This is a genomic window from Paenibacillus sp. plas6 (assembly GCF_057221655.1).
The window spans coordinates 2,787,625-2,812,457 of record NZ_CM170151.1 but is presented as its reverse complement, the minus strand read 5'-3'; the positions used below and the strand labels follow the sequence as shown (position 1 = coordinate 2,812,457).

Below are 24,833 nucleotides of genomic sequence, written 5' to 3'. Positions count from 1 at the left end.
ACCTTAATTTGATTTTTCTATACTTTTCCACTCTTCCTTAGGAATGACTAGCTTTACAGCCGAGCCAACGTTCAAAGGCTCCAATCCTTGTTGATTTAATTGGTCTACTTTTATAGAAAGTCCTGCAACGTCAACCTCATATCTGATAACATTACCTAAAACAGTAATAAAAGAAACTGTTCCAATACATGAATAGTCAATTGCTTGATTAGAATCTTGCAATTTATAGACTTGAATTGCTTCCGGTCGTATTGCAAACATGTTGCCTGCATCAGGTATACCATTTATTGCAGCTAATATTGCCTCCTCCCGGCTTAGCACGTTATAATTACCGATAAATCTCGCTACAAATTCTGTTTTCGGATTGCTATAAATCTCGTTTGGTGAGCCTTCCTGTTCGACTGTACCATGATTCATAATATAGATTCGATCGGATACCGATAACGCTTCTTCCTGATCATGGGTAACAAATATGGTTGTCATATTTAGTCGTTGTTGAATTCGTCTAATTTCATTACGCAGTGTTCGACGGATTTTTGCATCCAAAGCACTAAGCGGCTCGTCAAGCAAAAGCACTGTCGGCTTTTTCACAAGCGCTCTAGCCAAAGCAACACGTTGCTGCTGACCGCCGGACAATTGGCTAGGATAACGATTTTCTTTGCCGATTAAGTCTATAACTTCCATCATTTCGTTTACTAATGGGGCAATTTGCTTTTTGTTTAAGCCATCCATCTTCAAACCAAATGCGATGTTGTCATACACTGTCATATTAGGAAATAGTGCATAAGATTGAAACACCATTCCGACATTGCGTTTTTTTGGAGGCAAAGGTGTAATGTCTTTCCCGCCTACTTTGATTGCTCCTTCGTCGATATCATTTAGTCCAGCAATTGCTCGCAGCAATGTACTTTTTCCGCAACCGCTGGGACCAAGCAAAGTAATAAATTCTCCTTCATTGATTGTTAATGAAACTTCATCAAGCACCTTATTTTTGTGATAGTATTTTGAAACATGCTCTATTTGCACAAAGCTCATGCTGTCTCCTCCTCTATAACTCCTACTGATTGTTTTTTAGGCTTCATATTTCCGATTTTTAACACGATAGCGTAAAGAATAAATACTGCAACGTAGAACGTTATGATTGTCGCACTTGAGGTATGTCCATCTGTAGATATCATTCTAAATAAATATACCTGTACAACCTCATAACTACCGCCAACCAGCATATTCGCTAGTACAAATTCACCGAAAATTGTAGAGAGGGACAATAAACTAGCAACAATGATTCCTGGCATAATATTAGGAATGATAACACGTATAAAGCCTTTTAGCTTTCCTGCACCAAGGATTTCAGCTACCTCCATCAATTCAATCGCATTAACAGAGCGCAATGAATTTCGTATACTTTGATAAATAAAAGGCATTAGGATAATAAAATAAATACCTATCAATATCCAAATTGTTCCTGATATTGCGATTGGACCGGAAGAATATAGCTTGATTAACCCTACTGCTGCAACAATACCTGGCAATGCAAACGGCAGGAGCACAATGATTTTCAAATATTTTTCAAGATTCGGCAAATAAACCGAAACGATAAATACAGTAGGAATCATAACAATTAACGATATAACCACTGATAAAATTGCTACAATTAACGTTCTCGCTACTACCCATAAAAATCGCTCATCAGTAAATAACTCTTTATACCAATCTAATGTTAAGCCTGCTGGCAAGATTGTATTTTGCCACTCCACACTTATAGAGAACAGCGCAGTAACTAACAAGGGAGTAAGCAAAAATGTAAACAATGCAATGACAACAACCAAATTCCAAGCCTTAAAACCAATTTTTCTTTTATGCGTTTTTGTTTTCATTCGTTCCCCTTCCTTGCAAGCTTCAGCATTTTCTCATTAATCAACATAGCTATAAGTAAAATTACGAACAATACCATCGCCATTGCACTGCCAAGCTCTTGGCGAGGGAATACATCCCCGCTTACTAGCGAACCTATTTGAATAGGCAGCAAATTAAAGTTACGAAGTACTAAAGCATAAGTAGTTGCATAGGCACCCATTGCATTTGCGAAAAGCACACTAAGTGTCCCTACTATACTTGGAAGCAAAACCGGGATGCCGATCTTTTTCCAAAATTGCCATGTACCTGCACCAAGCAGTGCAGCAGCTTCTTTCCACTCGGTTTTAATTGCATATAACGATGGGTAGATTAGCATAATTCCCATTGGAATTTGGAAATAAATATATACAAGTGCTAACCCTGTCCAAGAGTAAAGATCAAAGGTTAAAAACGATAATCCAATCTCTTTAAAGATTAGTGTAAACATTCCGTTAGCTCCCCAAATAATCATGAAAGCAAACGCTAGCGGAACACCTGCAAAGTTTGTCATTACGTTAGAAACGTTAAGCAGCCCGTCACGCACTTTAGGTGAAAATGTCGTAAAGGCATATGCGCTAATTGTCGCAATAATAATCCCTACAACACTAGAAAACAACGATAGCAGTACGCTGTTTACAATCGCAGATTGATATAACGGGTGTGACAATACTTTGGAGTACTGGCCAAGGGTAAACCCCTGGCCGCCGTCATTTTGAAAACTAGAGATAATCATTCCCGCTGCTGGCAAGACTAGAAATGCAATTACCCACAAGCAGAATGGTAGAAGCAGCAAAAGCATTATTTTATGTGAACTTGAACCTCTTCTTGCCATAGTGCACTAAGCTCCTTCACTGTATTTTCCCAAACTGTGAAATCATTAATTGGTTTAACATTTTCATATTGCTCTAGCGGAATAAGTTTTGTCTCTACTTCTTCAGGAAGAACTACACTTGAACGAATTGGACGTGCAAATCCTTTAGCAAGATTGATTTGACCTTCATCACTGAAAATATAAGCACGTGCAAGTTTAGCTGCATTTGGATGCGGAGCATATTTATTAATAATTGTTGCGTAACCGCTAATTACGCTGCCCTCTTCTGGAATAGAAACCTCAAACTTCTCTGTTCCAATTTCTTCACGATAGGATAGTGCGTTAAAGTCCCACAATGCCGCTACTGTAACTTCACCCTTTTGGAAGTTAGGAACTTTTACGTCAACTTTTGAAAGAAGGTCTTTTTCAGCTAAACGTTTGAAATAATCAATACCTGGTTGAATATTGCTTTCATCTCCGCCAAATGCAATTGCAGCAGCTAGAATTGCATGTTGCGCTTGTGCTGCTGTAGCAACGTCGCCAATCGCTAGCTTATAAGCACCTCCATTGTTTTCAATATCTGCCCAGCTTGTCGGACATTTGTCTACTAATTCTGTATTACAAAGGAAAGCAATTGAGCCTGTGTAAGCAACCATCCAGTGACCTTCATCATCTTTCGCCCAATCTGGAATTTCATCCCAATATTCTGTTTTATAAGGTTGTGTAACACCTTTTGCTATAGCCATATCACCAAATGCGATACCAACATCCCCTATATCAGCAGTAGGGTTATTTTTCTCTGCAGCAAATTTATTAATTTCATCTACACTCGACATATCTGTATCAGTATGGTCAAGACCATATTTACTATTTATATCTTCCCAAGTATCCTTCCAGTTCGCCCAAGAATCAGGCATACCAACACTTACTACTTTTCCTTCTTCTTGTGCTAGAGGAATTAGCTCTTCAAGAGTAAGTACTGCTGTTTCATCAACTGATGCACTTGCATTGGCACTAGAACCTGAATTAGAACCTGTAGTGGAACCTGAATTTCCATTTGAGTTACTGCTTGAGTTTCCACATCCTGCTAGTACCATTGTTGTTGTTAATGCAACACACATTACTGTTAAAAATCCTTTTCCGCGTTTCTTTGTAAGCATTGTTTTCCCTCCTATAATTGTCTTTAATATATATCCAACTGATTAACACCTAACTTCTTACTTTGCAAAATCGATTGGTGTCATATCATTTGTTGGTTCTACATTTAGCAACTTGCAAACAAATGGAGCAAGTGCTAGTTGAGGTACATACTCATCTGTATAAATGCCTGGTTCAATTGAAGGACTAATTATAAATAACGGTACATCTCTTTCTCCATTACCTGTGCCTCCATGATGTCCATCCTCATTCATACCGTGATCGGCGGTAATAATAATATGGTAGTCATTTTCAATCCAAGTAGGTAAAAGCGTTGCTAATATATTGTCAACCTTTAAGGCTTGTCCTCGGTATTCGGCTGAGTCAGAAGTAAACTTATGACCTGTATCATCAATGTTCATGGAATGGATATATAACAAATCAGGATCATACGTTCTTCTTAAATACTCTGCATCTAAAAATAAGTGCGTATCAGGATAATGATCTTCAAAATAAAACTTACCATGCTGAATTGGATTGTTAGGATTGTGTTGTTCTCGGTGAAGTACATGATTGAAAGGAGCATAGTTGTAAAGTTCACTAACCCAGTAGTAAGCAGCCGCGGCTGTAGTCAATCCATTTTCTCGTGCGACATGAAAAATACTTTTCTGTGTAGATAACCGCACAATGTGATTGCAGGTGATACCATTTTTCCAGGCAGGTGTACCTGTTAACAGCACTTCATATAATGGTCTAGACAAACTCGGAAGCTCTGATTTCACTTTATAAAGAGCTGCCTTTGACTTTTCTACTAAATGATATACATACCCTAGCTGTGACACTGCAGTATCATATCTTAGTCCATCCAATACAATGTAAATAACTTTTGACAATGGTCATCCCCTCAATTCTTGGCTTCTTGTTGTTTGTTATTTGTTATATTTATTAACATAATACTAACATTATCGAAAGTCAACAGAAATCCAAAAAAAATATTGAAATTTAATCATTTTTATGTGGGAAAACCTATTAAAATCCACAAAAATATAATAAGAATCCTTATTTTCAGAAAATTCAACCCTTGGAATCCGTGCGAACTCGTGGTTTAACTTTCACTTTCCTATTTAACTAGTCTTCGAAACTCAATAAATTCAAAATTTTGTGTTATATAAATTAACATATTTATGTTATATTTAAATATTCTTATCCGTTTTTTTTCGTAAAAAAAAGATTGCCCACAGTCGGTTTTACCGACATACTGGACAACCTTGCTTCATTACTTTATGAAAATTGTTCTATATTCAAGCTAAAACTAATCCATACTTTTTTTGAATCGCTTATTGGCAAGCAGCAGCAATAGAAGCGTAAACCCAATAAGAATGGCAGTATTTTCCCATACTAAAGAGAGATTTGCTCCTTTTACTGATATGTCTCTCATAATTTCAACAAAATATGTAAGCGGAATGAGATAGCTAATGAATTCAATAGCTAGCGGCATTGAATCTCTTGGAAACAAAAAGCCTGATAATAATACACTAGGAAGAAGCACCATTGATGTATAATTCAACGCTTGTAATTGGGTTTTAGCCAACGAAGAAATAACAATCCCAATTGAAAGAGAGCAAATAACAAAAATCAGCGTTACACTTAGCAGCAAAACGAAATTACCAGTCACACGAAATTGAAACAATGTATAGCAAATGAATAAACAAAACAAAAATCCCGCATAACCGATTACAGCATACGGCAGCAATTTACCAAATATAAGCTCCTGCGGTTTAATCGGTGTAACAATCAACTGCTCGATTGTTCCTCTTTCTCTTTCACGCACAATCGTAAACGCCGATAAAATAATCGTCATATTTTGTACGACAAGTCCGATAAGACCAGGTATCGTAAATACCGTTTTACTCATCTCCGGATTATATTGAACGATCGGCTCAAGCTTTACATGTGGACTCTCTTGCGGGATTGTTGATTGCTCTGTTAAGCGTTGTTGATTTCCCGCTCCTGCTTCTAAAAGTTCTCCTGCCAAGCGTTCGTTGATTTGTGTACTTAAATTCAGTGCAGTTTGGGCAGGAATTGCCTCCGATCCATCTATGTAAAAGGAAATAACAGGAGCGTCTTCTTCATTTTTCACCGCTCCATAGCCTGCTGGAATATAAATGCCAGCTTTTACTTGACCACGATCAATCATCTTTAGCAGCTCATCCTTGTTTTCTGCATAACTCTCTACTTGAACAGCATCAAACATCTGCAGTCGTTCAATTAACGACTCGCTAGAAGTCGTTTTGCTTTCATCAACAATTGCAATCGGTAGTTGCTCAACCTCAAAATTAACCGCATATCCAAACAAAATAATCCAAAATACAGGAAGCAGAAGCGGCACGCGCAGACTTACTGGATCACGAATAATTTGGCGAAACTCTTTTTTTTATAACAGATAATAGGCGACGCCAGTTGATTAGATAGGTTTTCATTTTTGACTTCCCCCATTTCAGCGGGTACTAGACATGATTAGCTGGCATATGAGTATGCTCGCTTACATAGCGAATAAACACATCCTCTAAACATTGCTCATTTTCCGCCTTTAACAGTTGCTGCGGACTTTGAACATCGGCAATCATTTTCCCATCAAAAATAAATGCTACATAATCGCATTTTTCAGCTTCATCCATATAATGAGTTGTGACAAAAACAGTCATGCCTTGTTTAGACAAATGGTAAATAATGTCCCAAAACAATTTTCGCGAAACAGGATCTACTCCTGCAGTCGGTTCATCTAAAATCAATAACTCTGGCCGATGGACAATGGCACACCCAAGCGCCAAGCGTTGTTTCCATCCTCCAGACAGCGTGCCTGCCAGCTGCTTTTCTCTGCCTAGCAGCCCTGCCATCTGCAAAATTTCTGACTTTCTTGCTTGACGAATATCGTTACGGAGTCCGTAAACCCCTGCATAAAAGTTTATATTTTCTTCTACAGTCAAATCTTCATACAAGCTGAAGCGTTGGGACATATACCCAATTTTCCGCCTCACTTGCTCAATCTCTTTAGTGGCATCTAGTCCTAACACTTTAATGCTTCCCGAAGTAGGCGTTATAACCCCGCAGAGCATACGAATTGTCGTTGATTTGCCGGAACCATTAGGTCCAAGAAAAGCAAAGATGCTGCCCTTTGGCACACGAAACTGCAACTGATCAATAACCGTTCGCTCTCCATAACTCTTTACTAATTGCTCTACTTCCACAGCATATTCCATAGACTCCTCCATGAATTATAAAATTTGAATAAGTCCGCTTGAACCATCCAAACGAATCCGTTGACCGCTTTTAAATATTTCTGTTGCTTGATTAATCCCTGTAACTGCTGGGATACCGTATTCTCTGGCAACAACCGAGCCATGTGTCATCATTCCGCCGATCTCCATTATTAATCCGCCTGCAACGAGAAACAGCGGTGTCCATGCTGGATCTGTAGCAGGACAAACTAATATTTCACCCGGCTCAATTTTTGCATTGTGCGGATCGATAACAACCCGAATTACCCCTTCCACCACGCCAGGAGAAACAGGATTGCCAACAATCGCATTATTTTGAGGCGAAGCAGATGTCTGTGCAGTATATACAGCCGTCCCATCACTGAACAATAGACGCGGCACTCTTGTTCTTCTTAGCTCTCGCTCATATTTTTCGCGACGCTCAACAATAATGGACATAACCTCTTGACTATCAGCTACTTGAGTGACCAGCCCCTTCAATTCCGAAAGCTGCAAATAAAACACATCGTCCTTACTATTCAAAACTCCTCGTTGCTTCAATACCTCACCTAGTTCTAACCAAGCAGAGCGGATTATTGCCATTAAACGCACTACGGTAAATTTAGGGGTTTCTCTAAATCCTGCTAAAAAGCGAACACGTTTTACTAGAAATCTAGCAAGCGCACCTGCTAGTTTCCCACGTTTAACCTTTATCCGTTGAATAAGTCTGTACTCAGCTTCCGCTGCTATCTTCTTACCTTCTCGATAAACTTCCATAGGAGAAGTTGTTTCTTCCAATTGCAAATAACTTTTTAATACTTGCATCACAGGAGTCGGATTTTCAGACCATCTTTGCCGCCCAATATCAATTTCCGCTATCCCTCTCACACCATATTGCTCAAGAAAAGCAGTAATTCTAGCTTGAATCGACGCAGGAAAGCGCTGCTCGAGATAATCAAAAGCTAGCTGTGCTCCATCTTTTTCAATAAATGCAGCATAAGCAGCTTTATTCCCTTTAATTTCAGAGGCAGCCCCCCATAAATCAAGATCCATCTCTGACGTTACGTTATGCGGTAAACTTCGTGTCAACTCTAACACATCCCGCTGCTCTTCTACTCCTTTAGCGCTAAGCCGCATTAACGACTGAATTGCCAAATGACCTGATAACGTACCAGGCAACAGCGTTTTAAGTAATATACGAGAAAGCTCGACAGTAAGAGATTCCGACCAACTAATCTGCTCAATCGGCGTCATATTGCGCATACTCTCTTTTTTAGACCGATCTATGACTAACTCAATTTCTTTCATTATTCGTTGATGGAAGGTTGTTGGATTAAGAAAATTACGGACAACTTGAGCAAATAATGAAATAATCGTGAAAAATAATTTTACTCTCCCTAATAAAAAGGTCTCTGTTTTTCGTTGAGTAGTTTTGAAGTGCATATGTTGTTGAAGCTCTTGAAGTGAAGAATGCGCGTCCAAATCCATTTCAGATAATACTTTGAGGATTATTTTTCGACCGTTTTTACTTCTCATAAGCGGAGTAATATTTACAAATAATCGTTCTCCCGCACTTTCAAAAATATTCTGAGTGGCAAGTTCTTTTCGGAATCCCAGTTGATTTGCAACTCCAACCGCAATGCATTTTATAAAATCTTGTCCCAAAGGTGTAAAAGGCTCAACCATCCCTTGCCAGGAGGCAAACGAATACCAAACCTTTTCCTCACTTTCCTCGTTTGCAGAGCAATCTTTTTGCGGAAGAGGATACAATGATGTAATCGCTCTGGATTGCAATATGTAAAACTCTCCCTGAGCATATGCCCACTCAATATCTTGAGGCGCACGGAATAGTTGCTCAATATTTTTGCTTAGTCGCACCAGTTCAATAATTTGAGCATCAGTTAATGCTTGAACTTCTGACCCGTCCTCTGCAAGTTGAACGGTACCCCCGTCCTTGCAAGTACGAATGTTTACAGCTTTTGAGCCTAAAATTCGCTTTGTAATGGTTTCCGGTATCCGTTCAACAACGTAATGATCGGGTTCAACCTGACCAGATACTAACGCTTCCCCCAGCCCAATGGTCGCATCAATTACGATTTCTCTTCGTCTTCCTGTCAGAGGGTTTACCGTAAATAAAACACCAGAAGACTCACTTTCTATCATTTGTTGTACAACGACTGCCAAAGCAACATCACTGTGATTTACTTTATTTTTTTCCCGATAACTAATAGCCCGGCTTGTCCACAAGCTGCTCCAACATTTAACAACGGAGCTAAGCAAAGAAGGCATCCCTAAAATATTCAAGTATGTATCTTGTTGCCCTGCGAATGACATATCAGGTAAATCTTCAGCAGTTGCCGATGAACGTACAGCAACGTAGTTATCTGACAAATCACTATCTATTAAAGCTGTATACGCAGCTTCCAGTTCATCTATAATCTCTTGCGGAATTTTTCCGCGGTGGAATAAATCTCTTATTTTTGCAGAAGCCTCTTCATAGGCAGCGTAATCATGATTGCCTGAAGGCGGAAGCAATGACTCAATTTCCCCCTGCAAATCGTTGTGCGCAATAAAGCGACGATAAGCCTCCGTTGTCAGACAAAAGCCAGGCGGTACTGGAAGACTTGCTTGCACCATGACTGCTAAATTAGCTGCTTTGCCACCAACTAAAGAAAAGTCGCTCGAAACGATTCTATTAAAAGACATAATATAATTCATCGTTTACTTCCTCCGAAAGTTTGCTGATAACCCCAGCCTCTTCCTATCCATATTATTACATATATACAGATTTATCAATATTGACATATTTTTTATATTCATGCTATTATTTCCCATATTTATTAAAATAGTTCCAATTCAAAAGCGACACTTTCTTTCATAAGATGCTAGAAAAGAACAACTACTATATCAATAATTAAGGGGAGATCGAACAATGTTGAAAACAAAAATTAAAGGAATTGGGAAACAAACCGGCTCACGAGTTGTGTACAACGAAGAAATAGAAAGAGATTTAGATTTACCGAGAGGGTGGATCGAGAAGTCAACAGGAATCAAAAGCCGCTACTATGTTGATTATGAAAAAGGAGAAAATGCACTAACAATCGGCACAGCTGCAGCTAGAAAAGCAGTGGAGGACAGCGGACTGTCGCTAAATGATATTGAATGCATTATCGGTGCTTCCGGCTCTCCTCTGCAAGCTATCCCTTGCGCTGCGTCATTATTTCAAAGAGAGCTTGGTCTGGAAGATTCAGGCATCCCCTGCTTCGATGTAAACACCACTTGTTATAGCTTTCCTTTAGCCATGTATGTAGCCTCTAACCTAATTCATAATGGAATTTATAAAAATATATTAATTATTAGTGCGGATTCTCCAAGCCCTACGTTAAAGATTACACAAAAGGAGGTTAGATGTCTGTTCGGTGACGGTGCTGCTGCTGTTGTACTAACCCGCGAAGAAGATAATGGTTCCAGCTGGGTAGACCATTTCTGCTTTAATACATACAGCAAAGGTTATCATTTAACTCAAGTACCTGGCGGTGGAATTCTAAGACATCCAAATGATCCAAGAACGACACAATACGACAATGTATTTCAAATGGATGGCAAAAAGGTATTTAAATTAGCTAATCAATATGCACCAAAATTTTTCGATAGTTTCTTTAAGAAATCTAAAATCAAGCAAGAAGAATTAAAGTTTGTCATCCCTCATCAAACAAGCATGCACGGTATCCAAATTTTTAAGAAATACGGTTTCCGTGAACCGCAAATCGCCTGCCATATCGAAACACACGGCAACTGTATCGCCGCATCAATCCCAATGCTGCTTCATGATTTGATCAAAGGTAATAGAATCCAGCGAGGCGATAAATTGCTGCTATGCGGTACATCTGCCGGTTTATCAATTGGCGGACTAACCTTACAGTACTAAACTCACCTTCTGTCACATATAAAATAAAACTATATCATTACTATATTCAATAAATTCCATATATTACTTAATGTCTTGACGACTCGCCAAAGGAGAATGTGATGTTTAAAAAAATCGGAAAACTCACTGCAAACTATCCAAAAACCATATTAGTCATTTGGCTTGTATTGATTATTGCCTCGTTTTCGTATGGCTCACACTTGAACGACCACTTAGGCGGAGGCACACTTGAGATCGAGGGCAGCGAATCAAACATTGCAAATGAAATCATTCGTGAGCAGTTCAGTAATGTTTCGCAAAATCGTCTTATTATTGTTATTGAGGGTGACGGAATTTCTGCTACATCAGATGAATTTAAGCAATTCACAGAGGAAATCGAACAGCAGCTTACCTCCAACAGCCATGTCACCAAAACTGAAAGCCCATTTTCAACACCTTATTTGAACTTACTGGATGAAACGAATGATCAAGCCTTTATCTTTGCTGAGTTAGATATGGGTACACGCGAGGAACGCGAATTTATAAGATCGCTCAAGCAAGATTTCGCCGACAATGAGCAGCAGTTTCAAATTTACATTACTGGCACGCCTGGAATGAATCTTGACGCTAGTGAATTAGCTAAAAAAAATGTATCAAAAGTGGAGCTGATCGGTTTACCAATTGTCTTTATTTTATTGCTATTTGTTTTCCGTTCTCCGATCGCAGCAATACTTCCAGTGTTATTAGGTGTATTTTCTGTATCATTATCCATGTCGGCAGCATTAATTATTACTTCATTTACCAACTTAAGCACACTATTAACGAATATCATTACAATGCTTGGTTTAGGGGTATCGATCGATTATGCCTTGTTTATCATTAAACGATTCCGCGAGCAACTAAGCCAAGGTATGGATGTTAAATCTGCCGTAATTGAAGCAATTGCAACTTCTGGACGGGCTGTCTTTTATGCGGGTACAACAGTAGGAATAACCGTTATTTCAATATTAATTGCAGATACTGCCTTTACTCGCTCCATTGCGATTGGTGGCAGCATTGTCGTTATTGCTTCAATTATCGTATCACTCACCTTACTGCCAGCACTCCTAATGATCATCGGAAAGAAAATCGATTGGCTTCGTTTCGATACGAAAAGAAAATCCGAACAGGACAACCCACTTGTTTGGCGTAAGCTTATAGATTGGGTATTAAAGCGCCCTGTTATTTCTCTTATTGCTGCCCTTATTCCTTTATTGTTGTGCTCCATTCCTTTCCTGCAGCTTAAGATGCAATTGCCAGTTGCTGCTTACCACGAGCTTCCAGAGAAAACAGAATCAAGAGTGGGAATGGATTATCTGATGGAGCATATAGATAACGGCAGCGTGTTCCCTGTGCAGCTACTGCTTACACAAACCAATGAGCAAAATGTATTTGCCTCCGATTCTGTTGCAGAAATCGAACGCCTGTCAGCACTGATTGCTAATTTACCTCATGTGAAAGAAGTGACAGGCATTCATTCGCTGATTACTAATCAAACTCCCGCTGCCTATTGGGAACAAGCTTATCAAGCAATTGAAGAGCAGCCTGAGCAAGTGAAGTATCAGCTGCAGCAATTAATTAGCAAGGACGGGAAATCTACCATGCTGCGAATTGCACCTGATACACATGCCAATTCAGATGAAACAAGAAGTCTTGTTCGCCAAATTCGCGATGAAATTTTACCACAAATTAGCAGCGGCTTTGTTGGCAGAGTCACAGGAGAAACCGCAATCGGACTAGATTATGATGAAGAAATTATTTCTAACTTACCGTATGTCGTTTTACTGGTCGTCATTTTGACCTATATTCTGCTCTATATCGCATTTAGATCAGTGCTCATTCCTTTAAAAGCAATTCTGATGAATGGAATTGTTACTACGGCATCAATGGGCTTTATTGTCCTCATGTATCAATACGGCTATATGCCTGGAGCAGAGGCTATTCCGTTAAGCGTCAACACGCCATTAACATTGTTTGTATTACTGTTCGGACTAAGCATGGATTATGAGGTTATCTTAATCTCAAGAATGAAGGAGAGATATGATAAGACGAACAAACATATGCAAAGCGTCACCGACGGTATTGTAACAACAGCCGGGATGGTAACAGGCGCTGCCTCGATTATGATTGTCGTCTTTGGCGTATTTCTTTTTGCAGATTTTCAACTTGTGCAGGAATTAGGGGTTGGCTTAGCTTTTGCAATTCTTATTGACGCCTTTATTATTCGTACAATTTTAGTGCCGATTTTTATGAAGCTGTTTGGCCATATTAACTGGTACGGCTTTCGTAAAATTTTCCTCTCTAAAGGAATGGACAGTTAGCTCAAAACCGTAATCACTTCCTCTATTAATAAAAAAAAGACGGCTCACAAGCTTGGATAGCGCCGCCAAAGATTAGAAGACCCGAGAGAACGTAGGTAAGTTCTCTCGGGTTTTTATCCCTCCGTGTATATAGCACATATGCTATACTCTTTCTCTTGAACCAGTCTTCAACCTAAATTGAACGGAACCCTAGAAAGAATTTAATAACGTGATGCTATTGTTAATTAAAGCATAATAATGATGTTAGATAAAATTAATTCCTTATGTTATATTTTATTATATTTTTATGCGGACACCTTACTCCCATCCGTTTCTACCGCTAGTACAGACTCCTACAAAAGAGTTGATTAATATTTCATGTAATGTTATCTTACGTATATAGTGATGTTTATCTGCAATTTCAGAAGTGATGTATTCATTCCATAACATAACTGGTGGTAATCACAATGAAAAACTTTAAGTTTATACAAACTATCCAAAGTAAACTTATATCCTTAATTATTGTTGTCATTTGTGTCCCCTTTTTTCTCATGGGTATTATATGGTATGAAAAATCAACCTCTGAAATTAAAAAAAATGCAATTATTTCAAACACTCAGCTCGTCAAACAAATAAACGGTGAGCTCGATAATTACTTTTTAACTTTAGAAAATACGACCTATCCTTTAATTCTTCATCCAGATGTACGAACTTTCCTTTCAATCGAGCCATCGCAAAATTATGAGCGATATGTCATTACAAAAAAAATTCAAGATGAATTACTCGCCAATTTAACGTTTAGCAGACCTGATATATATAGCATTGCAATTATTTCTTCAAACAATATTTATCTTTCACAACAAGGCGGATATAGCAATTTGGAGCTATTCGATAAGTATAATAGAATCCTGCCTAATGATAAAAATTACAAGATTGTTGACATCACTTACGTAGACACCTTGCCAGTTATTACAATTCTCCGTCGATTTATCGATGCAAACACTTATCTTTCAAAAGGAATGCTTGTCATTCAGCTCCGATTAAACGATATTGTAAACATTTTAAACAGAGTTCCTCTAGGAAACAGCGGGTTCATTTGGTTAGTTAATGAAAGCGGACAAATTGTCTATCATCCAAACAAAGAACTAATCGGCACAACTGCACCATCCGAAACACTGTCATTATTTAGCGATAAAAATAACGGATATGTTGAAGTAAACGAGCAATTGTATGTTTTTAACCGCTCGCCAAAAACGCAATGGACGATGATTTCTCAAGTCCCGCTCCAAGAATTGATGACGGCTACTAATATCGTTAGAAACTTTAGTATGTACGCCATTACAATCATTGTGATCTCAGCACTAATCTTTATCAGCGCCTTTACGATATATATTTCAAAATCTGTACGCAACCTGCAAAACTACATGTCTGAAGCAGAGAAAGGGAACTTTAGCATTAAAGCACCCACACATCGCAATGATGAATTTGGACGACTGAATCACAGCTTTAACCATATGGTTAGCAACATCCAAAGACTAATGCAACAAGTTAAACATGCTCAGTTAAAAGAAAAAGAATTGGAATTACGCAGCATTAATTCTGAGCTTGAAGCATTACACGCTCAAATCAATCCTCATTTTTTATATAACACTTTAGAGATTATTAACTCCCAAGCTATTTTAGCTGATCAGCCCGAGATCAGTCACATGACGACCAATCTTGCTGATATATTTAGATATAGCATTAGTGATTTAAATGAAAAAATAACATTGCAGGAAGAGTTAGAACATACGATTCGGTATCTCGAAATCCAAAAGCAACGATTTCCGTTTATTACAATTGATATCGACGCTGATTCCAGCATTTTAGCGCATTATGATGCATTAAGATTAATTTTGCAGCCTATTATTGAAAATTGCTTTATTCATGGCTATGAGAAACATAAACTTAAACCGACGTATATTGGCATTTCAATTAAACAAACAACAAATCATGCATGTCAAATTATTATTTCAGACAAGGGCGGAGGAATGCCTCCTGAAAAACGAACACATTACAATACTAGTTTTGCGGCTGCAGAAATCAATACTCCGCCTGCTACAAATAAAAAAAGCATTGGCATATGGAACGTACATCGCCGTATTAGATTATCATTCGGCTATCCATTCGGCTTACACATTATACATTCAGATAGTTCAGGCACTAAAACACAAATCCTTCTACCCTATTCGGAAGCGAGGTAAATGCAGATGAAATCAATCTTGATTGTAGATGATGAGCATTTTATCAAACTAAGCTTAGCTAAAATCATCGAACGGATGGAGTTGCCTTTTCAAATTATCGGCTGTGTTGACAACGGTCAGGAGGCATTAGAGGTCATAAACACGACTGCGCCTGATTTAATAATTACCGATATTAATATGCCGATTATGGACGGCTTCGAGCTTATAAAAGAAATTAAAAATCGCAAGGAAGTTATCGACATTATTATTTTGTCGGGATATAACGATTTTGAATATGCACAAACCGCTTTGCAATACCGCGTGTACGACTATTGGCTAAAGCCAATTAAGCAGGAGAAGGTTCAGTCAACACTCTATCAATTACAGGAGGAATGGAAGGAAAAAGACGAGGAACTAAAACAGCGCAGCAAGTCCATTCCTAAAATTTTAACGCTCGCTCAGCAGCTCATCCATTCTGTTTGGTCGTTACAGCAGGAGGAGATAACAAAGCAATTGGCAGAATTTCATCAATTCGCCGAGTCTGCTTTGCAGGAACAGCAAAATTATAGTTTAGCGCAAATTTATTACGATTTTATCGTATTATTGGACGAAGAACTTGCAAAAATTAGCCAAAATCAAATTGACTTGAAAGAGGCACTTGAGCGCAAATGGACAGGCACTCATCAGCAATTAATGCAGCAATTAAATGATACGATCACAAGCTTATGCGATCTAATTCGCCAAAAACGAAATTTAGGTTACTCGAAGCTTATTAACGAAGCAATTCAATTCCTCTCGGAGCATTATCAGGATTATAATTTAAGTTTACCAATGGTTGCTAATCATATAAATATGTCACCAGCTCATTTCAGCCGCTTATTTAAACAAAATACAGGAATGACCTTTTCTCAATATTTAATCGAATATCGCTTACTGCAAGCAAAAGAACGACTAACTGATCCATTAGTAAAAGCAATTGATGTTTGTTTTCAAGTCGGCTATCACGATTATCCTCATTTTGCGAAAGCATTTAAGAAGAAATTTAACGTGTCACCTACAGAATTTAAGAAAACAATATCTTAGTTACAATGAAACGGCAGTAAATTTATCTTTGCCATTCCAATTTTAAAACAAAACTCCGAGCTCTAGTTCAGAATGCTCGGAGTTTTGATATCAGCTGCACATCGCTTATCAAGTCAATTATTTTCTATAGTTTAAAGAGAGCGATACTTTCCTGCAAATTTTGGGCAAGCGCCGCTAATTCTTTTGAAGCGGCATTAATTTCTTCCATACTAGCCAATTGCTCCTCTGTCGCAGCAGATACGCTGCTCGCACCTTCAGCCGTTACAAAACTTACTTCACGTATTCCATCAAATGTACTAACTAAAGACTCTGTTCCTTTAGCCATATGTTGAGAACGCGCTAACACATCAGAAATTTGCTCATAAACTGTCGCAACGGACTTTTCAATTTCAGTAAATGATTTTCCTGCAACATTAACAACTTCAATCCCTTGCAAAATTTCTTTTTCACCCTTCACAACCATATCTACGGAACGTTTCGCTTCTTTCTGGAGCACACTTAAAACATTAGAAACTTGCTTACCAGCTTCTGTCGTTTGATTAGCCAGCTTACGCACCTCATTAGCAACAACAGCAAAACCTCTGCCTTGTTCCCCTGCGCGAGCAGCCTCTATTGCCGCATTTAAAGCAAGTTAGTTTGTCCGGCAATATCAGTAATGATTTTAATAATTTCATCAATTTGCGTCATACGATTGCCTAAATTCGTTACAACATTCGTAATATCATTAACACTAACCTGAACATTATTCATTTGATGGATAGCCGCTTTTACAGCATCATTGCCTTGCTCTGCTAGTTCAGAAGCCGTTTTAGCCGATTGCATAACCTCTGTAGAACTTTGCAATATTCCATTAGAATCATGCTGCATCGTTTGAACTAATTCAACGCCATCTGCTACTTTTGACACTTGCAGCTCACTGCCTGAAGACAGTTTTTCTGATATAATTGCCACATGCTCTGAAGCTTGTCCTGATTGCTCGGCACTAGCATTTAATTCCTCAGACGATGCAGATAATTGCTCAGCATTGCTGCCCACATCAGAAATAATTTTTCTTAAATTGCTTCGCATCTGAACAAATGCATCAGCAACCTCTGCGATTTCATCCTTATTTTTAATATTAAGCTCCGTAACCTCTAAGTTACCGCTAGCAATTTTAATTGCTGCATCTTTCAGTTGCTTTAACGGCTTAGAGATAATTCTGCTCATGTAAAACGCAGCAAAAGCACCGATCATAATAGCTATAACTGCGATAACTATAAGCATATTTTGCAAAGAGGTCACACACGCAAAAGTATCGTCTTTCACTTCATCCATATGCTGTTGCTTTTTCTCAGAAAATGAATTAGCGACGTCGATAAATGTAGAAATAACCTCTGATTGCTCTCCAATAATCTTGGTATACTTTTCAGTATCATCTTGTTTTTTTGCTTCAATCATATTGATCGCTGCACTTGCAAATTGTGCTTGTAGCAATTCCAACCCTAGTATAATCTGCTTTTCATCTCGATCGGCAATCAATTGATTAGCCTCATTAAAATGCTGTCGAAATTTATTTTGCGCTTGACTTAATGACTCTAGACTTTCTTCTTCAGCAGTAGCTAGATAGGCCATTAGCTCAGATTCCTGATTTTCAATCGAGATCGTCATATCCTTTAATTGCTGCACAAGCTTAGATTCATTATTAATTAAATCCGTATACGACTGGTTAATATTATAAGCGAAACGAGCAAAAGCATAAAGATTAAAATACCAAAACCTAACCCTAATTTCATCTTAATGGTAGCTTTATTAAGTAATCTCATATTTAACCACTCTACTTGTTCGATAAGTATGATGTCGCTTGCTCACGATATTGCTTTGCCCCTTCATCAGGCGTTATCTTTCCTGCTAATACGTTATTTCGTATATTCTCATAAGCTTGATTGACTACAACATGATTTGTAGGGTTTGGCGGATCGATTGGTTTAGAATTACTTAATAACTGATTAATATAATCGTATTGCAAGGCACTTGAATCATCCAATTTACTAAGCAAATGCTCACTTACAGCACTTGAAATCGGTACGCCGCGTTCTCCGTTTAGAATTTCATTTGCTTCAATACTGTTTGTCAAATAGTTAACAAACTTCACTGCTTCTTGCTTATGCTTAGAGTAGGAAGATACCGTTAAAAACATTGAAGGTTTAATATAATTTCCGATCTCTCCCTCTTTAATTGTTGGATAATTTAATAATTTAATATGATCATTTGTAAGTTTATTTAGTGAAGCTACATTATTCGTCGAAACAGAATAGATCGCTGTTTCACCTGTAATTAACGGATGCTGATCATTTACGCTCGCTGTTGATAAATCAGGACGTAATATCCCTTCATCCATCCACTTTTTTTGCAAGTTTAAATAAGTACTCATTATGCTATCATCTTCAAAGCCTAATCCATCACCAGCTTGGTTATATATCGAGGCACCGTACGCTCTAAAAAAATAGATCATATCAATCATATTACCAAGCGGATAAAAATCCTCTCTTGTAGATGCTTCCTTTAGTTTTTTTAGCATCTGATCAAATTCGTCCAATGAATAACTGCCTTCAGGAACAGCTACTCCCGCCTTTTTAAAATAATCCTCATTATAAGCAAAAGCCTGAGAGTTAACTCCCATCGGAATGGCATAGAGCTTATCCTGCCAGTATGCAGATTCTAAATATTTAGCATCAATATTAGAAAGCTGGAGCTCTTCCCCTACATAACCATCATATGGTTCAAGTAAATCTCGTTTTATATAGTTAAATACAAAATTGTAATCAGCCTGAATAATATCCGGCATTTCTTGCCTTGCTGTATAAATTGCCAGCTTCTTAGCCATTTGTTCTGTACCAGACACCACTTCAGTTTGAATCGTTACATGAGGATTTTGAGATTCATATAAGGCGATGACTTGCTCAGTAATGTCCTTACGCGCATCATTCCCCCACCAAATGAATTTCAGTTCAACCTCATTTTCTGGTGATTCTGTTTTTAGCTTTTCATTTTGTTGGCTGCATCCCGCAATTAACAGCATCAATAAACTAACTGACAGCATCATGAATTTCGCTGCCGAATTAGCTCGAAACTTAAATCGAGGAAGTTGCCTGTTCTTAATTTTGTGTAACATATCATTTCCTCCGTTTCCAATTCATCACAAAATAAACAATTTAGTTTTGTTTATTTTGAACAATATTATAGAACAACGTTCACATTTACAATGTATTTTTTACAAAATAACCACTTTCAACGTTATTTTTAGATAATTTTTTTATTATTTACGTACATTTTAGAAAAAATATTAATAAACATTCGTCTTTAATGATAAATAAAAAAGCAGGGTACATCATTTTCAATGGTATACCCTGCTAAAATTCAGTTTTTACTCCAATTAATTACAACATTATACCGATAACTTTACAGTTCCATTTGCTTCCTTAGCCTTACTTTTCCATTTTTCTAATACAACTAAAGATAAAAATACAGTGCCAATAATCGCGCTTAAGCTGCAAGCCGCATACATATAACTTGGGCCGCCAAAATCTAACAGATAACCATTTAACAGATTCCCTACAATGCCTCCTAGTCCGCTAAAGATCATTGTAAATACACTTTGTCCAGTCGCTTTCATTGTAGGTCCTGACACTTCTGCTACATATTCTACTGCAGCTACATAGAAGAAACCAAACGATAAACCATGCAACACTTGTACGCCAACAACTACCATTGGGATAGGGAATATCCATTGAATAACCCAGCGCAAAATGTAGGCAGCCGCGGCAACGAGCAGCATCATCTGCAATCCGTACTTTTTAATTAAATTTGAAGCGACTAGCATGGACGGAATATTTGTTAATGATGCCAATAGCAACGCTATGCCTGATAATGCATATGAGCCGCCTATATCTTCAAAGGCTACTACAAAATACGTATTAAAGGCTGTTAATGTTTGGTTAATTAAAAATGCCCCAATTAAAAAAAAGACAAACATTTTATTCGTAAATAATTGTTTTAATCCTTTCTTAAAGGAACCTGCCTTTGCTTTTCTTTCTGTGTTTGGCGGCAACGTTACAATGGCCAGTAAACCTAAGCTATTAAGCAGCATAAATGGTATCCACAATGTCGATAATGAAAAGATCTGTACATATAGACCGCCAATATATGAGCCTAATGCATTGCCCAAGCTGCCTAAGCATCTTATTGAGCCATAGCTCTTATTTGCCATTTTCGCAGCATGCACCGCATAAGAATCAGAAATTGGAGATTGTGTGGCTTGAAAAACGGTTGAAAGGGTGTAAACGATAATAATTGCCGTAAACCAAGGCAAATTATAAAAATATGCAAGCATTGCAGGGACACCTAGGCTTAACAGTAAAACAAGCTTTGTTTTCCCTGATTTGTCTACCAGCATTCCCCAAAAAGGCTGTATAATCATCGAGGCGATTTTCCCTACAGCCATAATAAGCCCAATTTGCGCTCCTGTAATCCCATGATTCATAAACATAGAAGCTAAATAAGGTGCCATTACACCGCCAGCTAAACCAATCGCTAAATATAATCCTCGCAGTTTAAATATCATGCCATTCATATTGTTGCCCATAATATTTCCTCTTTACGTTTAGTATATAAGTGCAATAAAAAGAGGAAGGATATTATTCCGTATGGAATAATATCCTCTATCTCTATAATTAATGCGTAGAATTGTACCATTCAGTAGCTTCTTTAATAAGATCAGCACCACCGCGTGCTTTCCAATCTGCAACAAAGTCATCAAAAGTATCAACACTTTCTTTGCCTGTAATAACTTTTGCTGCATACTCCATCCATAGTCCTTTATACTCTAGCTCAGGTCTGGAGCTTAATGTTGGCATTACTGGCATCCCAGCACCGTCATTAACAATACCCTCTTGTTTAGCAATTTCAAGTCCAGCAACGATAAGCTCATTATCCGGTTTATTGTTCATATACTCTTCGTTATCTAAGTATGAAGGACCAGTGAATTTGTACCAATCTTGTCTTGCCATTTCTTCCTCAATTTCGCTTGAAGATTCAGGGTATTTATAGTCGTATTTCCCATCAGCTTTTGTATAAGTTTCACCTTCAATACCGTAAGTTGTAAATTCTAAACCTTCTTCAGTAAAGAAGAAATCTAGGAATTTAATAATTGCTTCTGGATTTTCAGCATTTTTTGTAATAACCCAAGTATTGTTGGCAATTCTAGAACGAACTACTCCACCGCTATAACCTTCTGGACCAACTGGAGCAGCAATCGGAATAACAGATGCACCTGGATTATTTGCTTTAACTTCAGTATCCCATAATTGAGCCTCAGTACTAGAATGTTGCCAGAAACCTACTACACCTTGTCCGCGAATTTTAGAATCCCAGTCTTTGCCTTGTTGCACAAAAGATTCATTATCAAATAGTTTTTCATCATAGAGCATTTTATAGAAAGCTAAAGCATCTTTCATAGCAGGTAACGTAAAGTTAGGCACTAGCTCACCATTTGTAAATGTCCACGCTTCTGGGTTTACACCGTAAGCACCAAAGAAAATATCGCTAGATTTAAAGTTTTCACGACCAGAGAAAGGAATTTCATCTTGTTTACCATTACCGTTTGGATCTTGGTCGCGGAAAGCTTTTAGCATTTCAACAAATTCATCTAATGTTGTTGGAGCTTCTAAGCCTAGTTTATCTAACCAATCTTTGCGAACGAAAGCATTTACGCCGTGTGGAGCAGCCTCTAATGTCGGTATTCCGTAAATCACTCCATCCTTACTGATGGTTCCGTATTTCCATTCTTCCTCAGATAAAGCCTTTTTCATATTTGGTGCATATTGATCAATTAAATCATTTAACGGAATAATGACCCCTGCATCTACAGCAGCGCTAATACTTGAGCTATTAATCCCATTCGTTTCAATTAAATCTGGCAAATCGCCACTTGCAAACATTAGTTGGAGTTTTTGCTCGAATTCGGAGTGAGGAAGCAGTTCTACATCTAGATCAACACCTGTTAGTTCCTCTAGCTTTTTCATATATTTATCTTCATTAATGTCTGATTGTCCCTCAATGTAAGGATAGCCGGATGTACTTTTAGCAACTGTAAAAGAAACAGGCTTTACTTCAGACGCTTCACCACTTCCCGAACTAGAAGAAGTTCCAGCATCATTACCATTACCGCAAGCACTTAATAATCCTAACATCACTGCAGAAACTAACATTAGCTTTGTACTTTTAAATCTCTCCATACTCTCATCTCCTATTCTTCTTTTTTTATTTATCCTTTGACGGACCCGATCATTGAACCTTTTTCAAAGTAGCGTTGAATAAACGGGTAAATCAACAAGATTGGTAGTGTAGAGAAAATAATCGTCGCCATTCTGACCCCTTCCATTGATTGCATAGAGAAGGCTGCACGCTGCATCATTTCCTCAACGTCTCCACCTTCAAGCAATTGTCTTAACTTAACTTGTAAGGTGTATAGATTGCTATCGCGAATGTACATAATCGCGTTATAGTATCCATTCCAAAGACTCACTGCGTAAAACAAGCCAATCGTACTTAGTGAAGCTTTAGATAAAGGCAATACCATTTTCCAAAATACGGCGTATTCACGACATCCATCTATTCTTGCTGCTTCGAGAATTTCTGGCTCTAAATTTCTGAAGAATGAGACCATAATAATTAAGTTATAAGCGCTAATGGCTGATGGAATAATTAATGACCATAATGTGTTAATTAGGCCTAGCTCTTTAATAACAAGGAAGCTTGGGATAACTGGAATTTGAAATATTAGTGTAAATACAACCAGTTTCAAAATAATTCCGCGTCCCTTTAATTCTTGACGAGATAAGCCATATGCCATCATTGAAGTGAAGAACAAACTAACTACTGTCCCTAATATAGTGACAAAGACTGAAATACCGAATGCTCTCCATATCCCTTTGTTGGTAAAGACGCCTATATAATTTTCCAATGTAAAATCCACTGGAAAAATCGTAACTTTATTCGCTAATATCGCACTGCCACCACTAAAGGAACCTGCAATAATATTCAAAAATGGGAAGATCATTGAGGCTGCAACCAGAAATAAAATCGTATAGTTAAAGACGTTAAAGATTTTTCGCTCTAAACTCACTTTAATTTTCATTTAAGCCCCTCCTCTCCTGCATTAATAGACTTAGTAGATTGAATTTCCTGTTGTTTTTTTACTAATCGTATTTGCCCCAACAACTAACACTAAGCCAATGACTGCTTTGAATAATCCAATTGCCGTTGTATAGCTATATTGACCGCCTAATAAACCTACACGGTAAATATAAGTATCTAAAATTTCACCAGTTTCAAGCACTAACGGATTTAACAGAATATAAATATGCTCAAATCCCAAATCTAGCATGCTACCAATTTTCAGTAATAGGAGCACCATAATCGTTGGCAATAAACTTGGGAGAGTGATACTGATCGCTTGTCTAAACTTGCCTGCACCATCAATTTGTGCTGACTCATATAAATCTGGATTAATCCCTGCTAAAGCTGCCAAATATACGATAGTCCCCCAGCCGATTTCCTTCCAAACACCTGATGATACGACAATACTGCGGAAATAGGACGGCTCTTGCATAAAGAAGATTGGCTCTATTCCAAACTTTGCAAGAATCGCATTTACAATACCAGAGCTTGGCGATAGCATGTTAATAATCAAACCGCCAACAATAACCCATGATAAGAAGTGAGGTAAATAAACGATCGTTTGAATGACACGTTTAACTTTATTTTTCAATACCTCATTTAGTAATAAAGCAAGAATTAATGGTGCCGGAAAACCTACAATCAGTTGATAAAAACTAATCAGCATAGTATTTTTGAACATTCGATAAAACTCAGGATAAGCAAACAAATTCTCAAAATGCTTAAATCCTACAAATTTACTTCCAAGGAACCCCTGAAAAACGTTATAATCTTGGAAAGCAATAATCGAACCTAGCATTGGTACATACTTAAAAACGATAAAGAACAATACACCGGGTATAACCATTGAGTAAATTTCCCAATGCTTAACAAAATGGGACTTTTTCTTTACTTCCTCTTCTGCCTTCACACTAGCTTTTGCCTTAACACGAATAGCTTTTGTTGCCTCCAAGTTCATCACCAACC

Annotated in this window: 18 protein-coding genes, 1 pseudogene and 1 riboswitch; of the genes and pseudogenes, 4 read left to right on the top strand and 15 right to left on the bottom strand. The window is 37.9% G+C overall.

Annotated features, from left to right (window positions below; genetic code table 11):
- Nucleotides 1-3 precede the first annotated feature (3 nt).
- The 8 genes and pseudogenes from AC2TDL_RS12635 to AC2TDL_RS12600 form a co-directional block, all read right to left on the bottom strand.
- Nucleotides 4-1,035: an ABC transporter ATP-binding protein gene (locus AC2TDL_RS12635; protein ID WP_484696452.1), complete on the bottom strand. Its 1,032-nt coding sequence runs from the start codon at nt 1,033-1,035 to the stop codon at nt 4-6.
- Nucleotides 1,032-1,877: an ABC transporter permease gene (locus AC2TDL_RS12630; protein WP_484696451.1), complete on the bottom strand. Its 846-nt coding sequence runs from the start codon at nt 1,875-1,877 to the stop codon at nt 1,032-1,034. Before AC2TDL_RS12630 ends, AC2TDL_RS12635 begins: the two co-directional genes overlap by 4 nt.
- Nucleotides 1,874-2,728, bottom strand: a complete 855-nt coding sequence (locus AC2TDL_RS12625; protein ID WP_484696450.1) for an ABC transporter permease — start codon at nt 2,726-2,728, stop codon at nt 1,874-1,876. The genes AC2TDL_RS12630 and AC2TDL_RS12625 overlap by 4 nt, the downstream gene beginning before the upstream one ends.
- Nucleotides 2,695-3,867 (bottom strand): ABC transporter substrate-binding protein, encoded by a 1,173-nt coding sequence (locus AC2TDL_RS12620; protein ID WP_484696449.1) that lies wholly within the window; start codon nt 3,865-3,867, stop codon nt 2,695-2,697. Before AC2TDL_RS12620 ends, AC2TDL_RS12625 begins: the two co-directional genes overlap by 34 nt.
- A 57-nt stretch (nt 3,868-3,924) precedes the next feature.
- Complete coding sequence (locus AC2TDL_RS12615; RefSeq protein ID WP_484696448.1) at nt 3,925-4,737, bottom strand: alkaline phosphatase family protein; 813 nt, start codon at nt 4,735-4,737, stop codon at nt 3,925-3,927.
- 419 nt (nt 4,738-5,156) lie between these two features.
- Nucleotides 5,157-6,266, bottom strand: a pseudogene (locus AC2TDL_RS12610) (ABC transporter permease); the annotation flags it as partial.
- Between the two features lie 85 nt (nt 6,267-6,351).
- Nucleotides 6,352-7,104, bottom strand: coding sequence for an ABC transporter ATP-binding protein (locus AC2TDL_RS12605; protein ID WP_484696447.1), 753 nt, complete (start codon nt 7,102-7,104; stop codon nt 6,352-6,354).
- Between the two features lie 15 nt (nt 7,105-7,119).
- The gene (locus tag AC2TDL_RS12600; RefSeq protein WP_484696446.1) at nt 7,120-9,819 is read right to left on the bottom strand and encodes a PEP/pyruvate-binding domain-containing protein; all 2,700 of its coding nucleotides are present in this window, start codon (nt 9,817-9,819) and stop codon (nt 7,120-7,122) included.
- A 214-nt stretch (nt 9,820-10,033) separates the two neighbouring features.
- On the opposite strand from AC2TDL_RS12600, the gene AC2TDL_RS12595 reads away from it, so the two are divergent.
- The 4 genes from AC2TDL_RS12595 (at nt 10,034) to AC2TDL_RS12580 (ending at nt 16,652) form a co-directional block, all read left to right on the top strand.
- Nucleotides 10,034-11,029 (top strand): 3-oxoacyl-[acyl-carrier-protein] synthase III C-terminal domain-containing protein, encoded by a 996-nt coding sequence (locus AC2TDL_RS12595; protein WP_484696445.1) that lies wholly within the window; start codon nt 10,034-10,036, stop codon nt 11,027-11,029.
- Between the two features lie 101 nt (nt 11,030-11,130).
- A complete protein-coding gene (locus AC2TDL_RS12590; protein ID WP_484696444.1) occupies nt 11,131-13,368 on the top strand; it encodes an MMPL family transporter in 2,238 nt (745 codons plus the stop codon).
- 100 nt (nt 13,369-13,468) lie between these two features.
- A riboswitch (guanidine-I (ykkC/yxkD leader) is annotated at nt 13,469-13,572 on the bottom strand.
- A 326-nt stretch (nt 13,573-13,898) separates the two neighbouring features.
- Complete coding sequence (locus tag AC2TDL_RS12585; protein ID WP_484696443.1) at nt 13,899-15,590, top strand: sensor histidine kinase; 1,692 nt, start codon at nt 13,899-13,901, stop codon at nt 15,588-15,590.
- 6 nt (nt 15,591-15,596) lie between these two features.
- The gene (locus tag AC2TDL_RS12580; RefSeq protein ID WP_484696442.1) at nt 15,597-16,652 is read left to right on the top strand and encodes a response regulator transcription factor; all 1,056 of its coding nucleotides are present in this window, start codon (nt 15,597-15,599) and stop codon (nt 16,650-16,652) included.
- A gap of 124 nt (nt 16,653-16,776) precedes the next feature.
- Here AC2TDL_RS12580 and AC2TDL_RS12575 read toward each other — a convergent pair whose 3' ends face one another.
- The 7 genes from AC2TDL_RS12575 to AC2TDL_RS12545 all read right to left on the bottom strand — a co-directional run bounded on the left by AC2TDL_RS12575 (nt 16,777) and on the right by AC2TDL_RS12545 (nt 24,825).
- The gene (locus AC2TDL_RS12575; protein ID WP_484701169.1) at nt 16,777-17,265 is read right to left on the bottom strand and encodes a methyl-accepting chemotaxis protein; all 489 of its coding nucleotides are present in this window, start codon (nt 17,263-17,265) and stop codon (nt 16,777-16,779) included.
- Nucleotides 17,266-17,273: 8 nt separating this feature from the next.
- Complete coding sequence (locus tag AC2TDL_RS12570) at nt 17,274-18,338, bottom strand: methyl-accepting chemotaxis protein (RefSeq protein ID WP_484701167.1); 1,065 nt, start codon at nt 18,336-18,338, stop codon at nt 17,274-17,276.
- A gap of 127 nt (nt 18,339-18,465) precedes the next feature.
- Nucleotides 18,466-19,803 carry an ABC transporter substrate-binding protein gene (locus tag AC2TDL_RS12565; protein ID WP_484696441.1) on the bottom strand — a complete coding sequence of 446 codons (1,338 nt, stop codon included), beginning with the start codon at nt 19,801-19,803 and terminating at the stop codon, nt 18,466-18,468.
- Nucleotides 19,804-20,076: 273 nt separating this feature from the next.
- Complete coding sequence (locus tag AC2TDL_RS12560; protein WP_484696440.1) at nt 20,077-21,273, bottom strand: MFS transporter; 1,197 nt, start codon at nt 21,271-21,273, stop codon at nt 20,077-20,079.
- 88 nt (nt 21,274-21,361) lie between these two features.
- A complete protein-coding gene (locus tag AC2TDL_RS12555) occupies nt 21,362-22,924 on the bottom strand; it encodes an extracellular solute-binding protein (RefSeq protein ID WP_484696439.1) in 1,563 nt (520 codons plus the stop codon).
- Between the two features lie 29 nt (nt 22,925-22,953).
- A complete protein-coding gene (locus tag AC2TDL_RS12550) occupies nt 22,954-23,826 on the bottom strand; it encodes a carbohydrate ABC transporter permease (protein ID WP_484696438.1) in 873 nt (290 codons plus the stop codon).
- Nucleotides 23,827-23,856: 30 nt separating this feature from the next.
- Complete coding sequence (locus tag AC2TDL_RS12545; RefSeq protein ID WP_484696437.1) at nt 23,857-24,825, bottom strand: ABC transporter permease; 969 nt, start codon at nt 24,823-24,825, stop codon at nt 23,857-23,859.
- Between the last annotated feature and the right edge of the window lie 8 nt (nt 24,826-24,833).

What these genes read in the sequence shown, in the direction of transcription:
- AC2TDL_RS12635 (WP_484696452.1), bottom strand. Translation starts at nt 1,035, where the DNA reads ATGAGCTTTGTGCAAATAGAGCATGTTTCAAAATACTATCACAAAAAT.
- AC2TDL_RS12630 (WP_484696451.1), bottom strand. Translation starts at nt 1,877, where the DNA reads ATGAAAACAAAAACGCATAAAAGAAAAATTGGTTTTAAGGCTTGGAAT.
- AC2TDL_RS12625 (WP_484696450.1), bottom strand. Translation starts at nt 2,728, where the DNA reads ATGGCAAGAAGAGGTTCAAGTTCACATAAAATAATGCTTTTGCTGCTT.
- AC2TDL_RS12620 (WP_484696449.1), bottom strand. Translation starts at nt 3,867, where the DNA reads ATGCTTACAAAGAAACGCGGAAAAGGATTTTTAACAGTAATGTGTGTT.
- AC2TDL_RS12605 (WP_484696447.1), bottom strand. Translation starts at nt 7,104, where the DNA reads ATGGAATATGCTGTGGAAGTAGAGCAATTAGTAAAGAGTTATGGAGAG.
- AC2TDL_RS12600 (WP_484696446.1), bottom strand. Translation starts at nt 9,819, where the DNA reads ATGAATTATATTATGTCTTTTAATAGAATCGTTTCGAGCGACTTTTCT.
- AC2TDL_RS12595 (WP_484696445.1), top strand. Translation starts at nt 10,034, where the DNA reads ATGTTGAAAACAAAAATTAAAGGAATTGGGAAACAAACCGGCTCACGA.
- AC2TDL_RS12590 (WP_484696444.1), top strand. Translation starts at nt 11,131, where the DNA reads ATGTTTAAAAAAATCGGAAAACTCACTGCAAACTATCCAAAAACCATA.
- AC2TDL_RS12585 (WP_484696443.1), top strand. Translation starts at nt 13,899, where the DNA reads ATGGGTATTATATGGTATGAAAAATCAACCTCTGAAATTAAAAAAAAT.
- AC2TDL_RS12580 (WP_484696442.1), top strand. Translation starts at nt 15,597, where the DNA reads ATGAAATCAATCTTGATTGTAGATGATGAGCATTTTATCAAACTAAGC.
- AC2TDL_RS12565 (WP_484696441.1), bottom strand. Translation starts at nt 19,803, where the DNA reads ATGTTACACAAAATTAAGAACAGGCAACTTCCTCGATTTAAGTTTCGA.
- AC2TDL_RS12560 (WP_484696440.1), bottom strand. Translation starts at nt 21,273, where the DNA reads ATGGGCAACAATATGAATGGCATGATATTTAAACTGCGAGGATTATAT.
- AC2TDL_RS12555 (WP_484696439.1), bottom strand. Translation starts at nt 22,924, where the DNA reads ATGGAGAGATTTAAAAGTACAAAGCTAATGTTAGTTTCTGCAGTGATG.
- AC2TDL_RS12550 (WP_484696438.1), bottom strand. Translation starts at nt 23,826, where the DNA reads ATGAAAATTAAAGTGAGTTTAGAGCGAAAAATCTTTAACGTCTTTAAC.
- AC2TDL_RS12545 (WP_484696437.1), bottom strand. Translation starts at nt 24,825, where the DNA reads ATGAACTTGGAGGCAACAAAAGCTATTCGTGTTAAGGCAAAAGCTAGT.